The organism is Reyranella massiliensis 521 (assembly GCF_000312425.1).
Taxonomy (GTDB): Bacteria; Pseudomonadota; Alphaproteobacteria; order Reyranellales; family Reyranellaceae; genus Reyranella; species Reyranella massiliensis.
The window spans coordinates 3,859,548-3,875,487 of record NZ_HE997181.1; the positions used below are offsets into that span (position 1 = coordinate 3,859,548).

The window sequence follows — 15,940 nt, forward strand, 5'->3', positions numbered from 1 at the left end:
GATCAGCGGGCGAAGCGACCGACGGGCTGGCCCGTCGATGGCGTATGGCGTTTGGCGGGAAGGACGGAGCCGCGTGGATCGGAGGTCGAGGTGACCGCACCACGGGCGGCCCAGGTCTCAAGGTCCTCAACGGAATAGACGACGCGGCCGCCGAGCTTTCGATAGGCTGGCCCCGTACCGTAGGTACGGTGCTTTTCGAGCGTGCGGGCGGAAAGGCTGAGGAATTCTGCGGCCTCCTTGGTCCGCAGGAAGCGTGGCGGCAGAACGGCGGTATCGGGTCGCATGGAACGGGCCTCCGTGGTGTTGCGGGAAGCCGCTGCGGTTCAGCGGCGAACAACGACCACGGTGGCGAAGGAAAGCTGGCGTGTTGCAGGGCGAAATTAGGGGGTATTGATTTCGCCCAACGGCGGAGGATCGAGGGCAGCTATTATCGGCGCCGATGGCGCAGCAGTTTTCGATATCCGCCGGCGATCATCGCGCGGGCGTCGCGCAGCAGGGCCTTCACGCTGTGACGTGCGGACGACGCCTGCCATTCGTCGCGATCGAGATGGCCGATGTTGAAGAGGACTTGCGCGATCTCCTGCTGGGTCGCTCCATCGCGATCCCCGTCAATCGCTTGCAGCATCTTGCGCAACCGCGTGCGCTGCTGCCGCGTCAAGCGCCTGTCGGGCGGAATGGCGCGGCCATGCAAAGCCGATAGGAGCCGATGAACGGCCTCGATCCGGTCGAAGCCGTCGAGGCCGAGTGGAATGACCGCGACTTCTGCAGATCCTTTCTCGGCATAATCGACGATCTGAAGGCGCTGACCATTTCCGAGCACGTAGCGGAACGCCGTCTCGCCCTCGTCGTTGGACGGCCGATAGCTGTCGCCCCTGATGCGCGTGCGTGACATCACTCGTTCGAGGTCTGCCGGGGCTTCAGTCAGTATGACGATGCTCGTGTCATCTTGCGGAAGCCACAGGACCGCAGCTTCAGGCGGTGGCGTCCGTGGGTCGACGGGGAAATCGCAAACCCCAGCGCTGCTGAATTTGGATGGTCAGGTCTTTCGGCACATCGGCCGCAGCCAGCGCTTCGAAATCCGCGTCATACGCTTCATTGCGGCGAAGCCATTCCCAGGCCAGATCGGACGCCGTCAATGCATCCAGATGGTCATATTCCGCCACGGAGCGCCATGTGGATGCATCGGGTGTCATCGCAATCCCCTCCAGTTACGCATTTTAGGGGCTTTACGATTCCCTTGTGAGTTGCATCGGGGAAGTCAGTGATTTGTCAGCAGGTGATGCCGGAGCGGCATCACGCGAACGGTCGCTGCTGGCTTTCTCTGACCAATTCGCGATATCCGTGTTCGGTCATCCAATGCGCGCGAGCGAGATGCGCCTCGTGCATGCCGCGGCATCGCTGGGGATCACGATTTGGGTCCAGGCCGAACAGAATATGGACGGCCTCGCGCCAGTCGGCGCCGTCGCGTTCGGCGTCCAGCAGCCGCAGGTAGAGCTTCATGTGCTCGCGGTCGTAAGATGTGAGCGTATCGCTGGACGGCGGTTCGTCCAGAAGGGTCTGTTTGGGCTGTCCCATCAGGCTACCATAGTCGCGCGCATCAACCTCGTTAACCTTCTTATGAGGTTGGACGCCCTCTTTGCACGACAAGGATGGCGGCTATGAGATCGGCGCCGCTAGCGCGGCAGACCGCTCCTATCGTGCAGGAGCAACACGCCTTCGCCCTTGTCGGTGGAGAGGAAGACGATCCCGCCAGATTCGAGAGCCCTTCGAACCTGATCCCGCGTCGACTCGTACACCTCCAGTCCGCTTTCGGATTCGAGGCGCTTGAGCGCGGTCAGCGATACTCGGGCCTTGTCAGCGAGCGTCTCCTGTGTCCAACCCAGTAACGCGCGTGCGGCCCGTGACTGTCGGGCGGTGATCATGCATGATCACCTCCCACTCGGGCCTTCGCGTACTCCAGAACTACGACTATTTTAGTCGTTCTGCTAGCCCTCTACCGCCTCAGCTCCCCTTGTCGCGATGAAAGTTCGAGGGGTGGCGAACTGATTCGAGGTCCGTTGCAGCCAAAGAAAGGACCCCGACCGGATTGGTCGGGGCCGTTTCCTGTCGCTTCAGTCGGTGCGGCGGCCGTTGGGCCGGGACCAGATGAGGGAGTAGGTTTCGCCGTCTTCGTCGTCGAAGAGGTTGGCGTAGATCGGGGCGTTGAAGCTCGGATCGTCGAGCTTGAGGCCCAAATAGTCGCGGCCCTCGTTGGAGCGCTTGGACCAGGCAGCGCCGATCTCGGCTCGGCCGACCAGGACCCGGTGGCTGGGGGCGTTTTCGCCGTTGGCGCGCAGGTCGGGGACGATGCGGACGTTCTTGGCCTGAACGCTCAGGGTGACGATGTCGCCGGTGAATTCGTTCGAGGCGGTCTTCTTGAAGGTGCCGATGGTCGCCATGATAAGTCTCCGTTTCCATTTTCGAGCCCGCACCATTGCGGCCTCGATGGCGATCGGCAGGCCGGGGGCGAGCGCCGGCACATCGCTTGCGACCGCAGCGCAGCGGAGGATGGCGCAGGCGCGACTTTGTTGTTTCGCGAGGAATGACGGCGCAGCCGGCAGGGGAAGAAAGTCGGGAGGCGCCGTTGTGGCATAGGCGCTCGAGGCGCAGCCGTCCTTCGGCCAGATCAGGCCATTGGAGAGGCCGTTTGGAGCGGTCGCTGAATGGAGAGAAACCGGAGACACTGGCGACCTGCCCGAACCGACAGACCGCCCCGATCCAGTCTCACCGGCTTCGCCTTCCCTGTCGGGTCATGACGCGATCCGTAGGCCCTCGACGCCATTCTCGGAAATGTTCGCCGGCCTGAGGGCGGTCGGTCGTGTGCAGCAGACCGCCTCCCATCCAAGCCCTCCCCATCCGAGATTCGCACAATTGGGCTTGTGCCGACGATTGGTGCGATCCCCCGACCTGATCCCAGCCTCGACGACGAGGATGGAAGAGTCCTTGATGAGGCTTGACCACGCACGCCCTCGTATCAGGCGCGGGAGAGATGCCCTCCCGATTGGTCGGTGGCCGCCATGCCGGTGATCCGCGCAAACGCCGTCACGCCTACGGCAAGGGCGCCGATGACCGAGAACACGAGCTGCCAGGTGTCTGACGGCATGGTGTGTTTGACGACGCCGTGAGTGGCGTGGAATCCCGCGATCACCGCAGGCGCGACGAAGGCGATAGCGATCAGGAGCCGCGCCCAGATCGGACGCACGGTGGCGAGCAGGAATTGGCCAATGCCGAAGGTCAGGCCGGCACCGACGAAGCCGATGATGATCGCGCCGAGCCAGCCGGCGCCTGTGCCATACGCCCACATGCCGAGGCTCACGCCCGCGAAGAACGGGAGCGCATAGACGGCAAGAGTGAAGAGCAGCCAGCAGAGGAAGCCGATGGCGGCGAAACTGAGAAGGATGCCAAGGAAGATCATGGTGGTGTCTCCGTGAGAATGGTCTGACGGTTGCGCCACCACCACCACGGCGCCGCTCAATTGTAGCAGGGAATGGCGCCATCGGGGAGCGGAAACCGATCGGTTGCCGCTTCAATCGGACGGACGTCGCCCCGTCATGGGGCGAACGGATCGATCTCGCTGACGATCTCCGTTTCGTCGCCGTCGAACTCGTTGGCGGGCGTGACCGAGAGAGTGCCGTCGCCGGCGCGGAAGATGACGATGACGGCCATCAAGGTGGTGGCGAGGCTGAAGGCGTAGGCGTGCGCGTCGGGAAAGGACATTGCTCCGGCTCCTGTTTGAGCGGAGGACCGTCCCCCGCTGACAGGCGCCCGAAGTGTCGGATTGAACGCTGCAATCACCGCGTAGGCGCAGCCGAAGCGGCGGCATGCTCGCATAGCCGACCCTTTACGGGTTGATGGCGTCAGGCGATCAGTCTGACCAAGGATCAGCGCAGATAAGCGGGGGTGGTTTTCGCTTCAGGAGCCGCGAGTCTTGCCCTCAAGGAAGGTTTGACCATCGACGTGGCGGGTGACGAGACCCTTTGCGGTCATGGGCGGGAGCCGTCGACGAGGTCTTCCCCACTTGGAGTCGCAGAAGAGAGAGCTGCGGCGTAACCCTGCCGCGTACCTCTTGCCGCACCTTGCCTCTGAATATATAAAACATTTACGAATCGTATATGATGTATGTGGGAGTGCGCAATGGGCATCGTCAATATCGAGGATGAGCTCCACGAGCAGCTTCGCCGAGCGAGCAAGGCGTCCTGTCGATCGATCAATGGCCAGGCGACGTTCTGGATCAGGATCGGCATGCTCTGTGAGCTCAACCCGGGCCTCACCTTCCAGGAGCTTGTGGCGCGTGAGCTGAAGGCGGCGGGCGTCGACCCTCTTGATCTCGCGGCTGCGGCGGCATGACGAAGACACCGACTGAGGTGGAGTTGATGGCGGAGTCCGGGCGTCTGCTCGCTTCCGTGTTCGCGCACCTGGATGGGCTGCCTCTCGCCGGGATGAGCACCCTGCAGGTTAACGACCTCGTCGAGGCGTTCATTGTCGATCAACTTGACGCGAGACCTGCAAGCAAGGGCCAGTATGGCTACGGCTTCGTTTTGAACAGTTCAAGAAACGAGGTCGTCTGCCACGGAATCCCGTCGAGTGACGAGGTGCTGCGGGACGGCGATATCGTCAACTTCGACATCACGCTCGAGAAGCACGGCTATATTGCAGATTCCAGCAAAACTTACTTGATCGGGAATGTGGCGCCCCCATCAAGGCGGCTCGTTCACACCACCTATGAGGCCATGTGGAAGGGCATCCGCGCCGTGCGCCCGGGTGCAAAGCTTGGCGACATAGGCTTCGCTATCGAGCGGCACGCTAAGCGGAACGGCTATTCAGTCGTGCGGGAATACTGCGGCCACGGCATCGGGCGCGAGATGCACGAGGCTCCGCAGGTTCTACATTTTGGGAAGCCGGGCACCGGTCTTACGCTGCGGGAGGGCATGGTCTTCACGATCGAGCCCATGTTGAACCAAGGGCGCAGGACGGTCCGGACTGAGGACGACGGATGGACCGTTGTCACAGCGGACAGCAAGCACTCCGCACAGTTTGAGCACACCGTTGCGGTCACTCGTGACGGCGTCCGCGTGTTGACGTTGCGTTCGGACGAGGCACGGTCCGCCGCCGCTATGCGCGGCGTAGGCGCATAGACCCTCTAACGCCAGCAAACTACCGAGACCGTCGAGGCTGAGGGCGGCGCTCACGCGCCGCCCGATCCGAACCGATAGACCGGAATGCCCAGCTTGCGGGCCTTGTCGGCGAGATTGTCCTGAATGCCGGTGCCGGGGAAGATCACGACACCGATCGGCATGACGGTCAGCATCTGATCGTTGCGCTTGAAGGGCGCGGCCTTGCCGTGCTTCGTCCAGTCGGGCTTGAAGGCGACCTGCGGCACCTTGCGAGTGTCGGCCCAGCGGGCGGCGATCTTCTCGGCGCCTTTGGGCGTACCGCCGTGCATCAACACCATGTCGGGGTGCTTGGCGTGGATCTGGTCGAGCTTGGCCCAGATGGCTTGGTGGTCGGTGGTGTCGCCGCCGGAGAAGGCGATCTTCGGCCCGGCCGGAACCAGCACCTCGGTTTCCGCGCGTCGCTTGGCGGCGAGGAAGTCGCGGCTGTCGATCATCGCGGCGGTGAGATGGCAATGGCTGACCCGTGATCCGGTCCGGGGCGACCACGGCGAGCCGGTGACGCGAAGGTAATGCTCGGCTGCGCTTTCGCGGAAGACCTCTAGGCTGTCGCGGCGTTCGATGAGGCTCCTGCCCATGTCGATCAGGTTCTCGAGCTGCAGCGACTTGACCTCGGAGCCGTCCTGTTCGCGCTGGAGGCGCTTCTGGCCCTGCTCGTTGTCGTCGAGCGTATCCTCGACGCGGCTGACGGCGCGGTGGAACATATTGACGGTCGACCAGAGCAGTTCGCCCAGGTCGTGATCGAGGCTGGTGTCTGCCAGGGTGGCGATGAGGGCGTCGAAGATGTCTGCGACAGCGCCTTCGATGACGCGGTCTTCCGGAACCGGGCGGGGATCGGGTTCGTCCTCGGAGGGGCGATAGCCGTAAAGCTGGAGTTCCTGCAGCATGTCGTCAGTCGGGGACGAGTCGTGATGCGGTTCGAAGTCGTCGTGCTCGTTCATGGGATGCTCCGTCGGTTGGACCGCGACCGCGGCCTTCATGGCGACGAAGCCGTCGGACGGGTCGGACCTGCACCCGGAGCAAGGCGCAGGGCCGAAGCGTCAGCGGAGGATGGCAGAGGCCGGCGATTTTGGTTCGCGATGGAAAGGGGCGGGTCCGGGGTCCCCATGCGGCCTACCGCATGGGGTGGACATGCGCCGCCGGAAAATCGTCGGCCGCAGCCATTGCCGATCCGGCCCGGCTGACGGCCGATCGCCCTCTCGAAGGCCGAGGCGCGGTCCCTCTGACGGATCCAGCAGCTAGCGAGCATGGCGGCGCCGGGCCGCCTCGCCTTCAGATACCGGCTATGCTGCGATCGCCATGAAGCGGGCGACGTCTTGGGGGGCGAGCTGCACGCGGATTCCGGACCGTAGCGCATCCAGCCCAAGCAGGCGCAGATCTTCGTTGCAGTCCCCGAGCACCGGCGAGAGCACGATCGCCTCGATCCCGGCCGCGTTGGCGCGTTCGATCAGATTGTCCCCCGCGCCGTCTCCTGCCGGGTCGTTGTCGCGGACGATGTACAGTCTACGAAGCGCCGACGGGAACAGGATGGCGGCAAGGTGCGCTGCGGAGAGCGCGGGCGCGATCGCCATGTCGGGCACGACCTGACGCAGCGACAGCATGGTTTCGATGCCTTCGCCTGCCGCCATCACGTCGCCCGGCACGCCGATGCGGACTGCAGCGCCAAGCAGATTGCCCATCGCCTTGCGCTGCGTGTCGATCGGCGCCTTGTCGGAGCCATCCGGTGCGAGCCAGGTGCGGTGCGCTCCGGTGATCGTGCCGCCCAGATCGGTGACGGCGGCGATCATCGCCGGCCAGATCTCGGTCGGGCCGTCGTCCTCGGGACGATAATAGCACCTCGGATGAAAGCGCAAGCTTCCGGTTCCGTGCAAAGCCGTAATCCCGCGTTTGCGGAGATACGTTTCCACGAGGGTGCCCGCGATCGGCTGCGACATGGCGAAGAGGCGGCGCGCAGCTTCGGACGATCCCGATGGGGTTGGCGCTCTGCCCTGTCGCGATGGCGCCGGCAGCGGTTCGGGTTGCGGCATGCTGAGGAAGCTGCGCGCTTCTTCGACGACATCGGTGAAGTCGATGAGGCCGAGCGATTCCCGGATCACGTCGAGCAGGTCGCCATGCTCGCCGGTGGCCGCATCATTCCATTTGCCCGCTGGCCCCTTGGGCGTGTCGCGGAGCCGCACGAACATCGAGCGGCCCTTGGTGTTGCGGACGTCGCCGACCTGCCAATAGCCGCCCTGACGGCGGCCGTTGGAAAGATAGTGGCGGCAGACCGCCTCGGCCTGTCGGCCGAGACGATGTGCCAGATCGGAGGCATCGATCCGAGCCATCATGCCGCCAACCGCTCGGAGATGCCGGTCAGTGGATAGGTGTCGAGCAGTCTTTCGAGGACGGCCGGCCCGGTCGCATCGATGGGCACGAAGAAGCGCAGCTTCCACGAGATGATCTCGCTATACAGCCCGTAGCTCCGCAGCCGGTCGCGCATAGCGTCCGTGAAACCGGAGAGTTCGATGCGGTTTGCGCCCATCACACGGACACGGCGAAGCTGAAGACCTTCGGCGAGGTCGAGGATGGTGCGGCCGTCGATCAGGGCCGCATAGGCGTCCTCCGCGCCGAGGTTGGTCGCGCCGGTCGAGGCGGCGTTGGCGGCCCAGGCCGGTGAGACGCGTCGGCCGATGATGCGCTCGCCGTCGTCGGTCTGAAGGCGATAGACGCGCGTCGACTCGTTGGGCAGGCGCTTCCAGACGGGCAGCAATAGGCCGCTGACCATATGGATCGTGCTCTCGGTGAAAGCCGGGACCTCCGACACCTCGCGCTGCCAGATGGCGGCGAAGGTCTCGCGATCAGCCTCCTGCCAGTGGCTGTCGGCCATCATCTTCAGCGAGGCGTGATGCTGCTCCATCGGCCGGATCAGCCGCACGCGCCGTTCGATCTCGCCGTCGTCGAGCATGAGCGACGGCGCAGGGATCTGCACGGCGGTTCGGCCAGAGCGCTCATTCACGAGCAGCCGGGCATGCGGATCGTCCAGCCAGGCCAGCGCGGTGTCCGTCGATGTCGGTCGATTGCGACGGCGCTCGACAAGGCTGAGAAGACGCGCCTCCGCACCCGTCGCCGGATGGGTGTAGATGGTGGTCCGCTCGGTGACGACGAAGCTCTCCGCCGTCAGCGTTTCCAGGCCGACGTCATAGACGCCGCTGGCGATGGCGCCCGCCACCTTCGCCTCGAGCAACATTTCGAAGGCGGTGAACAGGATACCTTGCAGCTCGATGGTGAGCGCGAGCAGCCGGTTGAGGAAGGTCGTGATCGGCGGCAGCTCGTCCTTGATGCCGCCCTCGTCCATCAGTTTCAGGCCGGTGGCGTCCTCGAAACGCTGGAGCGAGCAGCCTTCGACCTTGCCCCGCACGATCTGGAGATAGAGCTGGCGAAGGGCATCGCGAGCGTAGCTCGATTCCAGATTGTCCTCAGGCCGGAACAAGCCCTGTCCGCCGGTCTGGCGCTGGCCGCGCGTGATCGCGCCTAGCGTATCGAGGCGGCGGGCGATGGTGGAGAGGAAGCGCTTCTCCGCCTTCACGTCCGTCGCGATGGGCCGGAACAGCGGCGGTTGGGCCTGGTTGGTGCGGTTCGTCCGACCGAGGCCCTGGATCGCGGCGTCGGCTTTCCAGCCCGGCTCCAGCAGGTAGTGAACGCGCAGGCGCTGGTTCCGGGCGGAGAGTTCGGCGTGATAGCTGCGTCCCGTACCGCCCGCGTCGGAGAAGACGAGGATGCGCTTCTGATCGTCCATGAAGGCGCTGGTCTCGGCGAGGTTCGCCGATGGCGCGCGGTTCTCGACCACGAGGCAATGGCCCTTGCGCACGATGCGCCGCGATCGGCCCGTCACCTCCGCGACCATCTCCGTGCCGAACCGCTGCACGATCTGGTCGAGCGCACCGGGCACCGGCGGCAGCGAAGCGAGCCGTTCGATCAGATCGTTGCGTCGGGCGACGGCCTCCCGGCTCTCGACAGGTTGGCCATCCCGATAGACCGGGCGCGACGACAGATTGCCCTCCGAGTCGGTGAAGGGCTCGTAGAGCTGGACCGGGAAGGAATGGGCGAGATAGTCCAGGACGTATTCCCGCGGCGTGATGTCCACGCGCACATCGTTCCATTCCTCGGTCGGGATCTCCGCGAGCCGACGTTCCATCAAGGCTTCGCCGGTCGAAACGATCTGGATCACGGCGGCATGGCCCGCATCGAGATCGCCTTCGATCGAACGGATCAGCGTCGGCGTCTTCATCGACGTGAGCAGATGGCCGAAGAAGCGCTGCTTGGCGGACTCGAACGCCGAGCGAGCGGCGGACTTCGCCTGCTTGTTCAGCGTGCCGTCGCTGCCGGTGATGTTGGCGGCCTGCATCGCCGCGTCGAGATTATTATGGATGAGCGCGAAGGCCCCGGCGTAGGCGTCATAGATGCCGCGCTGTTCGTCGGTGAGCTGGTGTTCGATCAGCTCGTATTGGACGCCGTCATAGGAGAGCGACCGGGCGGTGTAGAGCCCGAGCGAACGCAGATCGCGCGCGAGCACCTCCATGGCCGCGACGCCGCCGTCCTCGATGGCTTCGACGAATTCGGCGCGGGTGGCGAAGGGAAAGTCCTCGCCGCCCCAGAGGCCGAGCCGCTGCGCATAGGCGAGATTGTGGACAGTGGTGGCGCCGGTGGCGGAAACATAGGTCACACGCGCGTTCGGCAAGGCGTGCTGAAGGCGCAAGCCTGCGCGGCCCTGCTGCGAGGCGGCGACATCGCCGCGTTCTCCTTTGCCGCCAGCGGCGTTCTGCATGGCGTGCGCCTCGTCGAAGATGATGGCTCCATCGAAATCGGAGCCCAACCAATCGACGATCTGCCGGACGCGCGAAACCTTCTCGCCGCGGTCGTCGGAGCGTAGCGTGGCGTAGGTCGTAAATAGGATGCCTTCCGACAAGGTGATGGGCTTGCCCTGCGGGAAGCGCGAGAGCGGCGTGACCAGCAGCCGTTCCATGCCGAGAGCCGACCAGTCGCGCTGAGCGTCCTCGATCAGCTTGTCGGATTTCGAGACCCAGACCGCCTTGCGGCGACCGCGCAGCCAGTTGTCGAGGATGATGCCCGCTGACTGACGACCCTTGCCGGCGCCGGTCCCGTCGCCGAGCATGTAGCCGCGCCGGAAGCGCACGGCGTTTTCGGCCTCGGGCGGAGCAGCCTTCACGAGATCGAAGGTCTCATCGACCGTCCATGATCCGGTGAGGAAGTCGGAATGGGCTTCGCCGGCGAAGATGACGGTTTCGAGCTGGGCGTCCGAAAGAAGATCGCAGATGTTCGCCGGCAGCATCGGCCGGTAGCTCGGCTTGGGCGGCGCGATGCTGGCCATGGCCGCCGATTGCACGAGCTTGGTCGGATGCGATTGTGCGCCGGGGATGCGGATCGACTGCAATCCGTATTCTTCGTAGATCGCATCGGTGAGGCGCGCGCCCTCGGGCGGCGTCCAGTCGATGGTCTCATAGGCGAGTTCGACGCCCTCCGGCTCGATGGCGAGCGACGCGGATGGGCGAGGCGCCGAGGCGCGCGCGAGATAGCCGCGCACAGTACGCGGCGACGCGGCTAGGCTGGCAGGCTGAGCCGCTGGCGTCGGCATGGCAAGGCGCGAGGGGACCTGAGCCTCGATCCAGCCGAGCAAGGTGGCGACATCGGGCGCGACGCCCGCAGAGGTCGGGAAGACGGTCGGATCGTCCGCCGGGAGCTTGTCGATCACGGTCAGCCGGGTTTCGATCGTCGTGCCATGGCGGGCGTAGACCGAGTCGTCGATCGCCGCGGTGAAGGCGACGCGGCCGCGCTCCTGAAGCCGCCTGAAGGCGTCGGACCAGGCTGGAGTCTCAGGCCCGAGGTTCGCGCCGGTGATCGTGACCAGGCGGCCGCCATCGGCGAGACGCGCGAGAGCGGAGGCGACATGGCAATAGGCAGCGTCGGCCATGCGGCCGGAGACATTGGCCATGGCCGAGAACGGCGGGTTCATGATGACGACGGTGGGTGCGGCGGTCGGCGGGAGATGATCGTCGATCTGGGCCGCGTCGAAACGCGAGATGGCGACGGCCGGGAAGAGCGCGGCGAGCAGATCGGCGCGAGCGTCAGCCAACTCGTTGAGGAGGAGTGCGCCGCCGCTGATCTGGGCGAGGATCGCGAGCAGCCCGGTGCCGGCCGAGGGTTCAAGCACGATGTCGCGCGGCATGATTGCGGCCGCGGTCACGGCAGCGAGCCCAAGCGGCGTCGGCGTCGAGAATTGCTGCAACGCCTGGCTTTCCTCGGAGCGGCGCGTGTGCGTCGGCAGGAGTCCGGCGATTTTCGTGATGGCGGAAAGCCGTGCAGCCGGAGAAGCGGCTTTACGGAAAAGCGCCCTGCCGTACTTCTGGAGGAAGAGGACGGTCGCAGCCTCGCAGGCGTCATAGGCCGTCTTCCAGGTCCAGGCGCCGGTCGTATCCGACGCGCCGAACGCCGCTTCCATCGCACTGCGCAGCGCTGCGGCGTCGATGCGTTCGCCGCGTTCGAGGTGAACCACAAGGCGTTGGGCCGCGCCGAAGGCGGCGGCCTCTGCGGCGGGAACGGGAGCGACATGAGGGAATGCGGCGGCGTCGGCCGCCGCTGACGTCAAAGCCAGGGTCATGGGAAAAGCCTCGGGAGAGCGGAAGGGACAAGCCCGCGCGGCGCTCTCTCTCAACCGCCCGGACTCGTCCTGTCCCGGCGGTCCTCTCCCTCTCAAGGGACTCGCAATGGCTCACATGAAAAAAGCGCCCAACCGCGAAGGCTGGGCGCTTGGACATCAACCGAACCGGCGACCGGCCTCGGTGAAGGTGTAGTCGTTGCCGACGATGGATTCGTCGATCGCCTCGTCCGAGGTCAGGTGCTCATATTCGCGTTCGAGTTGGCGGTAGAGCCACCGGGCGAGGTCGCGCAGCGTCTCGGTGACGGCTTCTTCCGCACCGTCGGTCATGGGCTGCCAGGTCGGACTGTCGCGTTCCACAGAAACCGACATGCAGTATTCGTGATAGCAGCGCCCGCCATGCGTGGTTTCGGCGCGGAGCTGGAAGAAATTGCGCTGCTGCACAGCCTGAAGCGCATCAGCGATGCGGTGAAGGGCTTCGTCGTGCGGGGCATAATCGCGCAAGGCCTTCGGCGCGCCCTTGCGATAGCGATAATGAGCCTCGAAACAGGCGCCGTCGCCCTGGCTCCAGAAGCCGCTGAACCAGATGCAAGGCTCCTGGCGGCTGCCGCCGCCATAGAGCCGCACCGGCCGGGTCTTGAAGGACAGGCCGAGGATTTCGCCGATGCGGACGAAGTCGTCATAGACGAATTCGTACCAATCGTGCTCGAAGCCGATCTCGCGATACCAGGATCGGGCTTTCTCCTTGGCGGAATCGGAGAGTTCGGCGAGCCGATAGACGGTGGTTTCGATGATCTCAGGCATCGGGATCGCCTCCGTCGAGCACCTCGGCAAGCCAGCCGCTGGTGTAGGTCCAGGCCACCGTCGCGCCGGTGGCGAGGTCGAGCACATGCGCGCCACCGCCAAAGGCGTCGACGCGCGGCCGCGAACAGGTGTTGGCGTATTGGAACCCCCAGCGCCCCGTCAGCCCGAAGGCGGCGGCGCAACGCTTCACGAACTGGATCAGCCGCTCGGGATCGCCGGTGACGTCGTCGCGCATCCAGAGCGTGGTCCCGCCGTGCTCGGGCTGGATCGAAAGAAGAAAGCCCTCGGACGGCGGCTCCTCCGAAGCTCCCTCTTCGGAAAGCTGACTGTAGAGGTCGAGTGCGCGTGCGGCGTTGTCGGGGGTGCCGACGTCGAGCAGACAAGAAAAATGCGTGAAATAGTCGGCCATGACAGGCTCCCGAAATATCAAAGTCCGGCGCGAGGCCGGGCTGATTGAAGGAATGGGACGCAGGTCAGGCGGCCTGCGGCAGCCGGAGAAGGTCGGCGGCGGTTTCGCGCCAGAGCGGATCGACTAGGCGCGCTTCGAGGCAGGAGGCCTGATAGCGAAGGTCGCGCGCCGATCCGTGATCGCCGCGGCCGGAGGCGGCGAAAGCCAGGCCGCGTATCCGGCTCGCTTCGGTGACGATGCGCCGGGCTTCGCGGTCGCTGGCGACGGGATGCTGCCAGAGGATGACGCCGGCGCGGATGTCCCCGGCGAGGACCAGGCCCAGCGCGTTGTCCTGGACCGCGATCAGCCGTGGCTGGAAATGCAGCGTGTCGTCCGGACCGATGCGGATATCGCCGCGCGCGACGCGCAGGGCGGCAAGGGCCATGGCGTCTTGAGGGGAAGCCGCGTCCCCCAGCGAGATACTACGGTCGCGGCACTCGCCGTCGGTGGCCCCTTCATAGCTGATCGTGCCGAGGCATGAGACGCGCAGCGGGAGCTTTTGCGCGCGGTGAAGTCTGGGAAGCACCGTCTCGCCAAGGATCTGACCGACCGAGGCGAAGGGGGCAGGACTGGCATGGGCCATCGGTAATACTCCGCGACGGACGGCGGAGGCCTCTCCTCCACCTGCTAGCCCGTCACGGCCGACCGGCCCGAACTCTCACTCTCATTGCCGGCGCCGCAGCCGATCCGGTCAGTAGCCGAAGGACCAGGACGGCCAGGGCTGACCGTCGTCGGAGGCCATGACCGCTTCGGCCAGGTAGGTCGCGTCCCCCTCGACGACGGCGGGATCGCGCACCGGGGTTTCGTCGATGACGGTGACGCGGGTGACAAGGCCGTCCTCGACCTCGACATGGACGGGCACGAGATACTGGAACACGACGCGGCGCGTCGGGGTCGCGTTTATGATGGGCATGATGATCTCCTCGAAGAAGTAAGGGGAGCGGCCGAGACCGCTCCCCGTTGTCGTGTTCACTCGGCTGCGGCCAGGACGGTTTCCTCGTCCTCGGCGTCGGCACCCTCGTCCTCTTCGCCATCCTCGGCGAGGAAATCCGGCAGGGCCGTGTCATCGCCGCCGTCCGTCTGCGCATTGGCATCGTGAGCCTGATCGCCATCGAGCGAGGCGAGGCGCAGCGGCTCGGGCAACCAGCCGGTGTCGGCCAGCAGGCGCTCGGCCTCCTTCGCCATGTCGCCCTTCTTCAGGTGGTCGATGAGCTGCGCGGCCCGCTCGCCGGCGCCTTCGCGAACGGCTTCCAGGATGCGCGGCTTGGTGACACGGCCGAGATAGTTGCCAACGGTCGGCCGCCAGCCCGCCGCCACCATGTCGAGGCCGGTTTCGCGAGCGAGCCGGTCGGCCTGCGCTAGGCGCACGTCGAGGCCATGGCGACTGACGCCCGAACCGGAATGCGGGTTCGGCCGCTCGAAGAGCGCGTTGACGCCGTAGCTCACGCACAAGGCCAACAGGTCCATGCGTGTGCCGTCATCGAGATGGGTGAGCCAGTCCCAGAGGGCCTGGTCGTCGGCCGGGACATGGTCGCCCCAGCGTTCATGCCGCTCGTTCACGGCGCGCGCGGACTCGCTATCCTTCAGCTCGTCCGACTGAGCCGGGAAGAAGATGTGCCGGACACTGGCTTCAAGGCACCCCGTCGGCGCGGTATGCCGAAAGGTGTCGCTGACCAGTTTGTGCAGCAACATGGTCATGGCGACCCGCGGATTCTCCGCCACGGCATTGCGCAGCGCCACAGTGCGATGGGCCGTCAGTTCGATCACGAGACGTTCGGGCAGCGGCTTGAGGCCGTCGTCCTCGTCCTCCTCCGGCTCGGCGGGCTGGCCTCCGATGGTGATGACCGCGCGCTGCACCGCGGGCGCATCGGCATCGGCCTCTTCTCCGCCTTCAAGATCGACCGGGATCTCATCCTCGGGACGCACATAGCCGCGCTCGACCAGCAGCGAGCCGTCGCTGTCGAGGCTGACGAAGACGCCGGCGATGGCGATCTCGGCCGGATCGTAGATGACGGGCCGACGCTCGAAGGCTTCCAGGGCCTGCTCGAGCTCGCCCAGGCGCTGATCGATCTCGTCGGGCAGCTCATCGGCCTCGGAATATTCCTCCTCGATCCGATCACACTCGGCCCGCAACGCTTCGCGCGTGGCGCGCTCCTCATCGGTCAGATCGACAATCGCGCCGGAGAGTTCGCGAAGGCCATGATCGTGGCCGTAGGGGAAGCTCATGGCCACATCGACCCATTTCCAGCCCTCGACGGCGATCTCGTCGGCGCAGGTCTTCAGCTTCTCGGCGACGAGTCGATCAAGCAGAACGGGGTCCTGCAGCCAGCCGCCGTCGTCGTCCTGGAACAGGTCGCGCAGGATGCAGCCGCCTGCGGCCTGATAGGCATCGATACCGACGAAGACCGCGCGCTTGTCGGAGGCGCGGACAGTGGTCTCGGTCAGCATGCGGCGGATCTGATAGGGTTCCTTCGACCAGCTATGGCTGATCGCTTCCCACACCTGCTCCTGACGCGCGTGGTCTTCCGAGATCGAGAAGGCCATGAGCTGTTCGAGGGTCATGCCGTCCTCGGCGTAAATATCGAGAAGCGCGGGCGAGACGGTGACGAGCCGCAGCCGCTGCTTCACCACCTGGACCGGAACGAAGAAGGCGGCGGCGATCGCTTCGTCGGTCATGCCCTTGTCGCGCATGGCCTGGAAGGCGCGGAACTGATCGAGCGGATGCAACGGCGCACGCTCGATATTCTCGGCCAGCGACACCTCGTCGATCAGCACATCGGCCTTGGAGTCGGAGACGACGCAGGGGACCGGAGCGGTCTTGGCCAG

General features: G+C 65.5%; 18 protein-coding genes. 2 read left to right on the forward strand and 16 right to left on the reverse strand.

Features of this window, described 5'->3' with window-relative positions:
* Positions 1–2: 2 nt before the first annotated feature.
* From BN60_RS18775 to BN60_RS31010, 8 genes are all read right to left on the reverse strand, one after another.
* The gene (locus BN60_RS18775) at positions 3–284 is read right to left on the reverse strand and encodes a helix-turn-helix transcriptional regulator (RefSeq protein WP_020697670.1); all 282 of its coding nucleotides are present in this window, start codon (positions 282–284) and stop codon (positions 3–5) included.
* Between the two features lie 143 nt (positions 285–427).
* Positions 428–892, reverse strand: a complete 465-nt coding sequence (locus BN60_RS18780) for a DUF2285 domain-containing protein (protein ID WP_020697671.1) — start codon at positions 890–892, stop codon at positions 428–430.
* A gap of 79 nt (positions 893–971) precedes the next feature.
* Positions 972–1,193, reverse strand: coding sequence for a transcriptional regulator domain-containing protein (locus BN60_RS18785; protein ID WP_020697672.1), 222 nt, complete (start codon positions 1,191–1,193; stop codon positions 972–974).
* A gap of 100 nt (positions 1,194–1,293) precedes the next feature.
* Complete coding sequence (locus BN60_RS18790) at positions 1,294–1,575, reverse strand: DNA -binding domain-containing protein (protein ID WP_020697673.1); 282 nt, start codon at positions 1,573–1,575, stop codon at positions 1,294–1,296.
* A 98-nt stretch (positions 1,576–1,673) separates the two neighbouring features.
* On the reverse strand, positions 1,674–1,922 hold the full coding sequence (locus BN60_RS18795) for a helix-turn-helix domain-containing protein (protein ID WP_020697674.1): 249 nt from the start codon (positions 1,920–1,922) through the stop codon (positions 1,674–1,676).
* Positions 1,923–2,111: 189 nt separating this feature from the next.
* Positions 2,112–2,438, reverse strand: a complete 327-nt coding sequence (locus BN60_RS18800) for a DUF736 domain-containing protein (RefSeq protein ID WP_020697675.1) — start codon at positions 2,436–2,438, stop codon at positions 2,112–2,114.
* A 575-nt stretch (positions 2,439–3,013) separates the two neighbouring features.
* Positions 3,014–3,454, reverse strand: a complete 441-nt coding sequence (locus BN60_RS18805) for a hypothetical protein (protein WP_020697676.1) — start codon at positions 3,452–3,454, stop codon at positions 3,014–3,016.
* 134 nt (positions 3,455–3,588) lie between these two features.
* Entirely contained in the window at positions 3,589–3,756 is a 168-nt protein-coding gene (locus BN60_RS31010; RefSeq protein WP_020697677.1) for a hypothetical protein, read from the reverse strand.
* Positions 3,757–4,173: 417 nt separating this feature from the next.
* Between BN60_RS31010 and BN60_RS18810 the strand changes: the two genes are divergently transcribed.
* Together BN60_RS18810 and map are read left to right on the forward strand one after the other, a co-directional pair.
* Positions 4,174–4,386, forward strand: a complete 213-nt coding sequence (locus BN60_RS18810) for a ParD-like family protein (protein WP_020697678.1) — start codon at positions 4,174–4,176, stop codon at positions 4,384–4,386.
* The gene (map, locus tag BN60_RS18815) at positions 4,383–5,174 is read left to right on the forward strand and encodes a type I methionyl aminopeptidase (protein ID WP_020697679.1); all 792 of its coding nucleotides are present in this window, start codon (positions 4,383–4,385) and stop codon (positions 5,172–5,174) included. Before BN60_RS18810 ends, map begins: the two co-directional genes overlap by 4 nt.
* 50 nt (positions 5,175–5,224) lie before the next feature.
* On the opposite strand, the gene BN60_RS18820 is transcribed toward map, so the two are convergent.
* The 8 genes from BN60_RS18820 to BN60_RS18855 form a co-directional block, all read right to left on the reverse strand.
* A complete protein-coding gene (locus BN60_RS18820; RefSeq protein ID WP_043286146.1) occupies positions 5,225–6,151 on the reverse strand; it encodes a DUF2493 domain-containing protein in 927 nt (308 codons plus the stop codon).
* Positions 6,152–6,493: 342 nt separating this feature from the next.
* Positions 6,494–7,534, reverse strand: a complete 1,041-nt coding sequence (locus BN60_RS18825; protein ID WP_020697681.1) for a DUF7146 domain-containing protein — start codon at positions 7,532–7,534, stop codon at positions 6,494–6,496.
* The gene (locus BN60_RS18830; RefSeq protein WP_020697682.1) at positions 7,534–11,865 is read right to left on the reverse strand and encodes a strawberry notch family protein; all 4,332 of its coding nucleotides are present in this window, start codon (positions 11,863–11,865) and stop codon (positions 7,534–7,536) included. The genes BN60_RS18825 and BN60_RS18830 overlap by 1 nt, the downstream gene beginning before the upstream one ends.
* Before the next feature lie 156 nt (positions 11,866–12,021).
* Positions 12,022–12,666, reverse strand: coding sequence for a hypothetical protein (locus BN60_RS18835; RefSeq protein ID WP_020697683.1), 645 nt, complete (start codon positions 12,664–12,666; stop codon positions 12,022–12,024).
* On the reverse strand, positions 12,659–13,075 hold the full coding sequence (locus tag BN60_RS18840) for a hypothetical protein (protein ID WP_020697684.1): 417 nt from the start codon (positions 13,073–13,075) through the stop codon (positions 12,659–12,661). Before BN60_RS18840 ends, BN60_RS18835 begins: the two co-directional genes overlap by 8 nt.
* A gap of 64 nt (positions 13,076–13,139) precedes the next feature.
* The gene (locus BN60_RS18845) at positions 13,140–13,697 is read right to left on the reverse strand and encodes a hypothetical protein (RefSeq protein WP_020697685.1); all 558 of its coding nucleotides are present in this window, start codon (positions 13,695–13,697) and stop codon (positions 13,140–13,142) included.
* Positions 13,698–13,805: 108 nt separating this feature from the next.
* Positions 13,806–14,027 carry a hypothetical protein gene (locus tag BN60_RS18850; RefSeq protein ID WP_043286148.1) on the reverse strand — a complete coding sequence of 74 codons (222 nt, stop codon included), beginning with the start codon at positions 14,025–14,027 and terminating at the stop codon, positions 13,806–13,808.
* 56 nt (positions 14,028–14,083) lie between these two features.
* Positions 14,084–15,940 (reverse strand): ParB/RepB/Spo0J family partition protein (locus BN60_RS18855; protein WP_043284109.1); only part of this gene is annotated, 1,857 nt, incomplete at its 5' end.

Coding starts and splice junctions, on each gene's coding strand:
- BN60_RS18775 (WP_020697670.1), bottom strand. CDS start 284: ATGCGACCCGATACCGCCGTTCTGCCGCCACGCTTCCTGCGGACCAAG.
- BN60_RS18780 (WP_020697671.1), bottom strand. CDS start 892: ATGTCACGCACGCGCATCAGGGGCGACAGCTATCGGCCGTCCAACGAC.
- BN60_RS18785 (WP_020697672.1), bottom strand. CDS start 1,193: ATGACACCCGATGCATCCACATGGCGCTCCGTGGCGGAATATGACCAT.
- BN60_RS18790 (WP_020697673.1), bottom strand. CDS start 1,575: ATGGGACAGCCCAAACAGACCCTTCTGGACGAACCGCCGTCCAGCGAT.
- BN60_RS18795 (WP_020697674.1), bottom strand. CDS start 1,922: ATGATCACCGCCCGACAGTCACGGGCCGCACGCGCGTTACTGGGTTGG.
- BN60_RS18800 (WP_020697675.1), bottom strand. CDS start 2,438: ATGGCGACCATCGGCACCTTCAAGAAGACCGCCTCGAACGAATTCACC.
- BN60_RS18805 (WP_020697676.1), bottom strand. CDS start 3,454: ATGATCTTCCTTGGCATCCTTCTCAGTTTCGCCGCCATCGGCTTCCTC.
- BN60_RS31010 (WP_020697677.1), bottom strand. CDS start 3,756: ATGTCCTTTCCCGACGCGCACGCCTACGCCTTCAGCCTCGCCACCACC.
- BN60_RS18810 (WP_020697678.1), top strand. CDS start 4,174: ATGGGCATCGTCAATATCGAGGATGAGCTCCACGAGCAGCTTCGCCGA.
- map (WP_020697679.1), top strand. CDS start 4,383: ATGACGAAGACACCGACTGAGGTGGAGTTGATGGCGGAGTCCGGGCGT.
- BN60_RS18820 (WP_043286146.1), bottom strand. CDS start 6,151: ATGAACGAGCACGACGACTTCGAACCGCATCACGACTCGTCCCCGACT.
- BN60_RS18825 (WP_020697681.1), bottom strand. CDS start 7,534: ATGGCTCGGATCGATGCCTCCGATCTGGCACATCGTCTCGGCCGACAG.
- BN60_RS18830 (WP_020697682.1), bottom strand. CDS start 11,865: ATGACCCTGGCTTTGACGTCAGCGGCGGCCGACGCCGCCGCATTCCCT.
- BN60_RS18835 (WP_020697683.1), bottom strand. CDS start 12,666: ATGCCTGAGATCATCGAAACCACCGTCTATCGGCTCGCCGAACTCTCC.
- BN60_RS18840 (WP_020697684.1), bottom strand. CDS start 13,075: ATGGCCGACTATTTCACGCATTTTTCTTGTCTGCTCGACGTCGGCACC.
- BN60_RS18845 (WP_020697685.1), bottom strand. CDS start 13,697: ATGGCCCATGCCAGTCCTGCCCCCTTCGCCTCGGTCGGTCAGATCCTT.
- BN60_RS18850 (WP_043286148.1), bottom strand. CDS start 14,027: ATGCCCATCATAAACGCGACCCCGACGCGCCGCGTCGTGTTCCAGTAT.